An 8,106-nucleotide genomic window follows, 5' to 3' on the forward strand; every position below is an offset into this window, starting at 1 on the left:
CTATAGCACCAAAAGTACCTATCCTACTATCCCTCATAATCTTCAAAGAAGATTCTCTGTCCTTTCCAAAACCCATCCCATCAAGAGTATCAGAAAGACCATCCATATGGAGACCTCCTGTTAACAAAACCAAGAATAATAAAACCAATATGTCACAGAGATCTCGTGGCAGTAATAAAGAAAGAATCATATAAACAATATAAGACAAGAGGCCTAAGATAAGGCCTGCTAGAGGAAAATATTGAATCGATCTTTCGAGTTCTTCTTCTCTGATCTCTTTTTTCCCTGAAGGTAAGATTGTCAAAAATTGAAGGGAAACTTTTAAATCATTCAAAAACATTTGATTCTCTTAATTTATTTATTAGATTGAGAAACATGAGCCTCTTCAAACGTCGCCATCTCTGTTAATATTTTTACACCTGCCTCAATAAGAGAAATACTAAGAGCTGCTCCTGTTCCTTCTCCTAAACGTAATGAGAGATCCAAAATTGGTTTTTCTCCAAGATAATCAAATAAAACCTTGTGCCCCTTTTCCTCAGATATATGGGAAAAGAAAATATATTCTTTAACATTGGGTGCTAATTTCAAGGCAATCAGAGCACCTGCTCCAGAAATAAAACCATCTACAACCACAGGAATTCTATTCGCGGAAGAACCGATGATTAATCCCGCTATTCCACCTATCTCAAAACCTCCCACCTTAGTAAGAACATCAATGGGGTCAGTAGGGTCAGGTCTATTGATTTTGATACCTTTTTCTATCAACTTTATCTTCCTCAAATAAGCCCTATCCCCTATACCTGTGCCTCTGCCAGTTACATCTTTTGGATGACTTGAAGTCATTACTGAAATAACAGCGCTGCTAGGTGTTGTGTTTCCAATCCCCATATCTCCTGTTCCAATAATCTGATAACCATGAGATTTGAGTTTATCGGCAATGATTATTCCACGTTCAATAGAAGCCTCAGCCTCTTTTCTACTCATAGCAGGACCCTTTGAAAAATTCTTTGTTCCATAATTTATCTTGTTTAAAATTAAATTCTTCCTTTTTTTAAAGTCATGCTCAACCCCAATATCCACAACAAGAACCTCAGCCCCAACATGCCTTGCTAAAACATTAATTCCTGCTCCTCCTTTTAGAAAATTGAGTACCATCTGAACAGTCACTTCTTTAGGAAATGCACTCACCCCTTCTTCTGTTATTCCATGATCTGCAGCAAAGGCAACAATAACCTTTTTATCAATCTTTGGATATTCTTCCCCTCGTATGGCACAATATCTCTTAGCAAATTCTTCCAATCTTCCCAAACTATCTTTAGGTTTTGTCAAACGATCCAATAAAAGCTCTGTTTTATGATAGATTTTCTTATCAATTCCCTTTATTTTTTTAATCTTTTTATTAATAATATTTTTCATCTAAATTCCTTTTATGGTTTTATCTTTTTAGGAATTCCGCTGAATACAAAATATACCTCATCTGCTGCTTTGGCAATCTCTTGGTTTATCTTTCCAGCAATATCCCTAAACTGGCGGGCTAATTTATTTTTAGGAACAATCCCCATGCCCACCTCATTCGATACTGCTAAAAGAGAGTAATCATTCTTCTTAGCTGTATCTAAAAATTTCTTTATTATCTCAAATACTTCTCCTTCATCATAACCCTTGTGTAAAAGATTTGATAACCAAAGCGTTATACAATCAAGAACAACGACACTACATTTAGATCTTAAGCCTTTTAATATTTTAGAAATCTCTTCTGTCTCTTCAATCGTCTCCCATGAAGATGACCTATCCTTTTTGTGTCTTTTAATCTTCTCTTTCATCTCATCATCAAGAGCCTGGGCTGTTGCCAGATAAATCTTTTCCCCAGGAATTTTTTCAGCAAGTTCCATTGCAAAGGAACTTTTCCCGCTCTTAGCTCCTCCTAAAATCAATTTAAGTTTACCTGACACAATAAACCCCTCTAATAAAAAACCCCCAACCTTCAATAGGTTGAGGGTATCAAGGTCTTCACATCCTCAAACATCGAAGGACATTGGTGAAGGATGTATAAGCCAAGTTTTCTGACTTACGGATCAATCTAATTGCCAAACCTTCCCATATCTTGAAGATACAGTGGCGTTTTTTGGCTTTCGTCCCCGTTTACAGTGGCGTGTCCGTGATGGCTTCTCACCATCTTCCTTAATGCTTATACAAATATGGCTTTAGAAAGATCTTTTCTATATTGTATATTACTAAAAAATCTGTTTTTAAGCTCGTATAACCTTTTGCTAAATAAATATTCAGTTGGTTAGAGATTCACTCATCTTTGTCAGTCTTTTAACCACGTCTCGAATCTTTAATGTTTCGCTAAGTATTACCTCTAGTCGATCTCTGCTTGTTTTATTGAGATTTTCACTCTCGAACAGGAGTAACTCAGCACTCATTAATATAGTCTGAAGAGGACTATTGATCTCGTGATTAGCAGTAACAGCGGTTTGGGTGACTGCTATTAATTTCTCTGCTTTCATAAGTTCTTCTTCAAGTCTCCATCTTTCTAGACCTCTTTTTACAGTCATCTTTAGGTCCACGTCTCTGCACGGCTTTATTAAATAATCATAAGCCCCTTCTCTAAGGGCTTTAATGGCTGAATTCATTGATTCATAACCTGTGATAATCACAACGAGTGTTTTGGGAGATATCTTTTTCGTCTTCCTTAAAACTTTGATACCATCTGTTTCGCCAAGCATCAGGTCTGTTAAGATCAGCTGGAATTTATCCTTTTCAATTGCTTCGAGGGCATCTTTTCCATCTCTAATACTGGTTACATGGTAACCCTCTTCTTTTAAAGCTATCTCAAAACCCTTTAGTACCAAAGGATCATCTTCTACAATTAATATACTTGTATCTTTCATTTTAACTTATTCTTTTAAAATCGAAGTAGAAAAAAATGGTAATTTCAACCCTGTTAAATGTCAAGTTAAAAATTGGGTTTTATCAATTGGAAGCAAATAGTGCTTGACATGTTGTTAATATATTGATATCAAATTTTTATAATAAATAAAAAGAGGAGGTGAACACTTTGGCAGATAATAAAACAACAATTTCTATCATTAAGGCAGATATCGGAAGCATAGGAGGACACATTAAACCGAGTAAAAGGTTATTAGATAGGGTTAGAGAGTACATAGAAAATGAAGGTGGTGGAATATTCGTAGACTCTTATGTAAGTTCAACAGGAGATGACATCGCAATCATATTCTCCCATGATCTAGGGACGGGAAACGAAAAAATTCATAAATTGGCATGGGATGCCTTTAAAGAAGGAACCGCTGTAGCAAAAGAGCAAGGTTTATATGGTGCAGGTCAAGATCTCCTAAAAGATTCATTTTCAGGTAATGTCAAAGGTATGGGCCCTGCTGTTGCTGAGATAGAATTTGAAGAAAGGCCAAATGAGCCTTTTTTGATCTTTGCTGCTGACAAGACAGATCCCGGAGCATATAACTTACCTTTATATTTAGGCTTTGCTGACCCAATGCATAACTCAGGTCTCATGCTATCCCCATCAATGAGTAAAGGATTCAAGTTTACAATTATGGATGTCTCTTATACTGAAGGGGATAGGATCATTGAGCTTAATGCCCCTGAAGACATCTATGATATTGCTACTCTTCTTAGAGACAACCAGAGGTTTGTTGTTGAATCTATTCATTCAAGAAATAATCTTGACCAGGCAGTTTCCGTAAGTACCACGAGGCTTCATAATATTGCAGGCAAATATACGGGAAAAGATGACCCCGTTATGGTCGTAAGGGTACAGGGTGCATTCCCTGCCACGGGTGAGGTCCTTTCTCCTTTCAGTATAGGACACTTTGTTGCTGGTTTCATGAGAGGAAGCCATAGCGGACCAATGATGCCTGTTAAAAAGAGTTCCCCCGTATCATTCTTTGATGGACCCCCTATAGTCAGCTGTCTTGCTTTTTGTGTCCATAAAGGTAAACTCACCGAACCAGCGGACGCCTTTGATCATCCTTACTGGGATTTCGTCAGAGGAAAGGTCTCTCAAAAGGCTACAGACATCAGGCAACAAGGTTTCTCAGGTTGCGCAATGCTTGGATATGATGAGTTAGAATACGGTGGTATAGTAGAAAACCTAAACAAACTAGAGAAAAAATTTGAAGTAAGAGATTAAGGATTCTCGCTACATCAAAAAAGGGAGCCTCTATATAAGGGAAAGATTATTTGACAATTTTAAATCTTCCCATCTCCCTATATTTTTTATATCTTTGCTCGATAAGTTCTTCTGGTGATAGTTTTTTCAATTCTTTAAGATGTCGTCTTAAGGCCCTTCTTAAAGTAGAGGCTGCCCTTTTGGGATTTCTCTGGGCACCACCCAATGGCTCCTTTATTATTTCATCAATGACTCCCAGCTCTTTTAGGTCATAAGCAGTTATTTTTAGAGCCTCAGCTGCATCTTTGGCTTTATCAGCTGTCCTCCACAGTATAGATGCACACCCTTCGGGGGATATTACTGAGTAAATCGCGTTTTCCTGCATCAGAACCCGATTCCCCACCCCTATAGCTAGGGCACCACCGCTTCCCCCTTCACCTACAACAGCAACAATTATGGGAACTTTCAAATCAGCCATCTCTCTTAAATTCCTTGCTATTGCTTCAGCCTGGCCCCTCTCTTCGGCACCAATCCCTGGAAATGCACCTGGAGTATCTACCAAAGTGATGACAGGTTTATTGAATTTTTCGGCAAGTTTCATCAATCTCAATGCCTTTCTATAACCTTCAGGATGGGCCATTCCGAAATTTCTGTATATTTTCTCTTTCGTATCCCTCCCCTTTTGTTGTCCCAGTACCACAACACGGATACCATCAAGTTTTGCTACTCCCCCTACTAAAGAATGGTCATCAGCAAAACTCCTATCGCCATGAAGCTCAACAAAATCAGTCATCATATAATTAATATAGTCCATTGTATAGGGACGTTCAGGATGCCTTGCAAGTAAAGTCCTTTGCCATCTATTGAGTTTAGAATGTACATCTCTTATTTGTTTTTTCGCTTTCTTTTCTAGCTTTTTAATTTCATCAAAAAAGTCCAAATTCCCTTGCTCTGACATCTGTTTCAATTCTTTAATCCGTCTTTCTAATTCGTAAATTGGTTTTTCAAAATCTAATCCTTGATAAGCCATTTTTCCTCCTTAATTTTTATTCCACAGAAATAGCATCTTCGCCAAAAAGAGACCTAACTTCTGATATCATAAAATCTGAAACTTCTACAGAAAAATCACTATTGACTAACAAAACAACCTCTTTTCTTTCTGGGGAAATAAGATGTAAATATACTGGAGAATCTCCTTTGTGATCTGTCAAAATCTTTCTTAATTTTAAAAACAGCTCTCTTGTTAATGAAGGAATGCAAAGATTAATATGAACTTTTGAAGAATTCCTTTTTTCCCTGATCTTGTTTAAAGGCATAAGGCTTTTTGCAATTATTTTAGCATTTTCACCTTCTATATCTGTAATCCCCTTAACGACTATTGGCTCCTCTGTCTCCAAAATATCTATAGAATTTCTATATACTTCTGGAAAGAGAATTATTTCAACAGAACCATAAAGGTCTTCTAGATTAATGAAGGCCATCTGGTCACCCTTTTTTGTAATCTTTCGCTTTATACTATTTGTAATACCTGCAATACTAACAGCCTGACCATTATACATATCAACGAGCTTTTGAGTTGTTGTGTTTGTATACTTTTTTATCTCCTTCTCAAAGCTCGCTAGAGGATGTCTTGAAATGTAAAAGCCCAAACTCTCTTTTTCAAAGGCCAGCATCTGTCTATCATCCCATTCCTCCATCTCTGAGAGAAGGCTCTCATCAAAAGGAGTCGATTTAGAATCAAGCCCGAACATAGCTATCTGTCCCTTTTCCTTATCCCTTTGACTTTTCTGCCCCATCTCTATCGCATTATCCAATATGCTTATTAAGTGAGATCTTTTGTATCCAAGCGAGTCAAAGGCACCGCATTTTACAAGGCTCTCAACGACTCTTCTATTGACGACTCTTAAATCCACATTCTCGCAGAAATGATAAAGAGATAGAAACGGACCATTTTCTTTCCTTGATCTTATAATATTCTCTACAGCACCCTGACCAACATTTTTTACAGCAACCAAGCCAAACCTTATACTATCTCCCACAACAGTAAAATCTTTAAAGCTCTCATTTACATCTGGAGGTAATATCTTTATTTCCATATCCCTGCATTCACCTATATACTTGAGTATCTTATCACTATTATCCATTTCGCTTGTCAATAGAGTTGCCATAAACTCTAGGGGATAATGGGCCTTGAAATATGCTGTTTGATATGCGATTAAGGCATAGGATGCGCTATGGGATTTGTTAAAGCCGTAACCAGCAAAATATTCCATTAAATCAAAAATCTTCATAGCCTTGGCTTTGCTAATCCCATTTTTTATCGCACCCTTAACAAAATTTTCTCTCTGTTGGACCATAACATCTGGCTTCTTTTTACCCATGGCTCTTCTGAGAAGATCGGCATTTCCCATGCTGAATCCTCCCAGCATGCTGGCAATCTTCATTACCTGTTCCTGATATAATATGACTCCATAGGTCTCCTTCAAAATCTCTTCTAGTTGGGGAAGTTCGTATCTAATGGGGATCTCACCATGTTTCCTTTTGATAAAATCTTCGACCATTCCACTACCTAGCGGTCCTGGTCTGTACAGCGCAACTAGTGCAATAATGTCCTCAAAGACGGTTGGCTTAGATCTCTTTATGATACCCCTCATCCCTGAGCTTTCTAACTGAAATATCCCCAAGGTATTCCCTTCACCAAGCAACGTATAGGTTTTTTTATCATCTAAAGGGATATCTTCTAATCTCATCTTCTTTTTCTTATTTTTTTCTATGAGGCTTAGTGTGTTATTGATGACCGTTAATGTTCTTAGACCAAGAAAATCCATCTTTAGCAAACCAAGGTCTTCTATATTATTCATGGGATATTGCGTAATCGTCTCCCCTTTTGTGCCTTTATACAAGGGAACATATTCCATCAAGGGTTTCGGCGATATCACCACGCCAGCAGCATGTGTCGAAGCGTGCCTTGTCAGGCCTTCGAGAACCTTCGCCGTCTTAAGTAAAAGACTCACATTATTATCTTTCTCTTGTAACTCCTTTAATCTTGGTTCCTCTTTTATTGCCTCACTCAAAGTGATATTTAACCTGTTAGGAATCAGCTTTGCTATCTTATCAACCTCTCCATAAGGCATATTTAATGCCCTGCCCACATCTCTAACAACCCCTTTTGCCATCATGGTGCCAAAGGTAATGATCTGGGCTACGTTTTCCTTTCCATATTTTTTAACAACGTAATCGATGACCTCATCCCTTCTATCCATACAAAAATCTATATCTATATCAGGCATGCTTATTCTCTCAGGATTTAAAAATCTCTCGAACAAAAGACCATACTTGATAGGATCGAGCTCAGTAATTCTTAAGGCATAGGAGACTAAACTACCAGATACAGAACCACGTCCCGGTCCAACAGGAATATGATTTTCTTTGGCATAACGGATAAAATCCCACACAATCAGAAAATATCCTGAAAATCCCATCTCTTTGAAGATATGTAACTCATCATCAAGCCTCCTCCAATAAAGTTCTTCGTCAAAATCCTCTTCACTATTTCCTCTGCGAGATTTTTTTGCTTGCAAAAGCCCAGATAAACCCTCTTTTGCAATCCTCTCGAGATAACTATCAACATTATAACCAGAAACCACAGGGTAATGGGGGAGATTGATCTCGTCAAACCTCAATTCTAGATTGCACCTTTCACTAATTTCCAGCGTATTTTTAATTGCCTCTGGAATATGTGAAAAAAGTTCTTTCATCTCCTCGGGAGATTTAAAGTAAAACTGGTCCGAGGCGAAACACATCCTCTGCTCATCGTTGATGGTCTTTCCAGTCTGGATGCACAACAGAATCTCGTGGGCCTTTGAATCCTCTTTTTCAAGATAATGACAGTCATTTGTTGCCACTAAAGGAATTTCAAGGCTCTTGCTCAAATTGATCAATCCCTGATTTATCTT

7 protein-coding genes and 1 riboswitch are annotated in these 8,106 nt (G+C 37.8%); of the genes, 1 reads left to right on the forward strand and 6 read right to left on the reverse strand.

Annotated elements, in window-relative coordinates:
* The 4 genes from VMW81_04905 to VMW81_04920 form a co-directional block, all read right to left on the reverse strand.
* On the reverse strand, positions 1-340 hold a 340-nt coding region (locus VMW81_04905; GenBank protein HUU50276.1), incomplete at its 3' end, for an adenosylcobinamide-GDP ribazoletransferase.
* A gap of 14 nt (positions 341-354) precedes the next feature.
* Entirely contained in the window at positions 355-1,416 is a 1,062-nt protein-coding gene (gene cobT, locus VMW81_04910) for a nicotinate-nucleotide--dimethylbenzimidazole phosphoribosyltransferase (protein ID HUU50277.1), read from the reverse strand.
* An 11-nt stretch (positions 1,417-1,427) separates the two neighbouring features.
* Positions 1,428-1,952 carry a bifunctional adenosylcobinamide kinase/adenosylcobinamide-phosphate guanylyltransferase gene (cobU, locus tag VMW81_04915; protein ID HUU50278.1) on the reverse strand — a complete coding sequence of 175 codons (525 nt, stop codon included), beginning with the start codon at positions 1,950-1,952 and terminating at the stop codon, positions 1,428-1,430.
* 83 nt (positions 1,953-2,035) lie between these two features.
* Positions 2,036-2,221, reverse strand: a riboswitch (cobalamin riboswitch).
* 61 nt (positions 2,222-2,282) lie between these two features.
* Positions 2,283-2,894 (reverse strand): response regulator, encoded by a 612-nt coding sequence (locus tag VMW81_04920; GenBank protein ID HUU50279.1) that lies wholly within the window; start codon positions 2,892-2,894, stop codon positions 2,283-2,285.
* Between the two features lie 167 nt (positions 2,895-3,061).
* On the opposite strand from VMW81_04920, the gene fbp reads away from it, so the two are divergent.
* Positions 3,062-4,171, forward strand: a complete 1,110-nt coding sequence (gene fbp / locus VMW81_04925; protein HUU50280.1) for a fructose-1,6-bisphosphate aldolase/phosphatase — start codon at positions 3,062-3,064, stop codon at positions 4,169-4,171.
* A 46-nt stretch (positions 4,172-4,217) separates the two neighbouring features.
* Here fbp and VMW81_04930 read toward each other — a convergent pair whose 3' ends face one another.
* A complete protein-coding gene (locus VMW81_04930; GenBank protein HUU50281.1) occupies positions 4,218-5,180 on the reverse strand; it encodes an acetyl-CoA carboxylase carboxyltransferase subunit alpha in 963 nt (320 codons plus the stop codon).
* Between the two features lie 16 nt (positions 5,181-5,196).
* Positions 5,197-8,106 (reverse strand): DNA polymerase III subunit alpha (gene dnaE / locus VMW81_04935; GenBank protein ID HUU50282.1); only part of this gene is annotated, 2,910 nt, incomplete at its 5' end.

Source organism: Nitrospinota bacterium, from assembly GCA_035528715.1.
GTDB lineage: Bacteria > JADFOP01 > JADFOP01 > DATKYB01 > DATKYB01 > DATKYB01.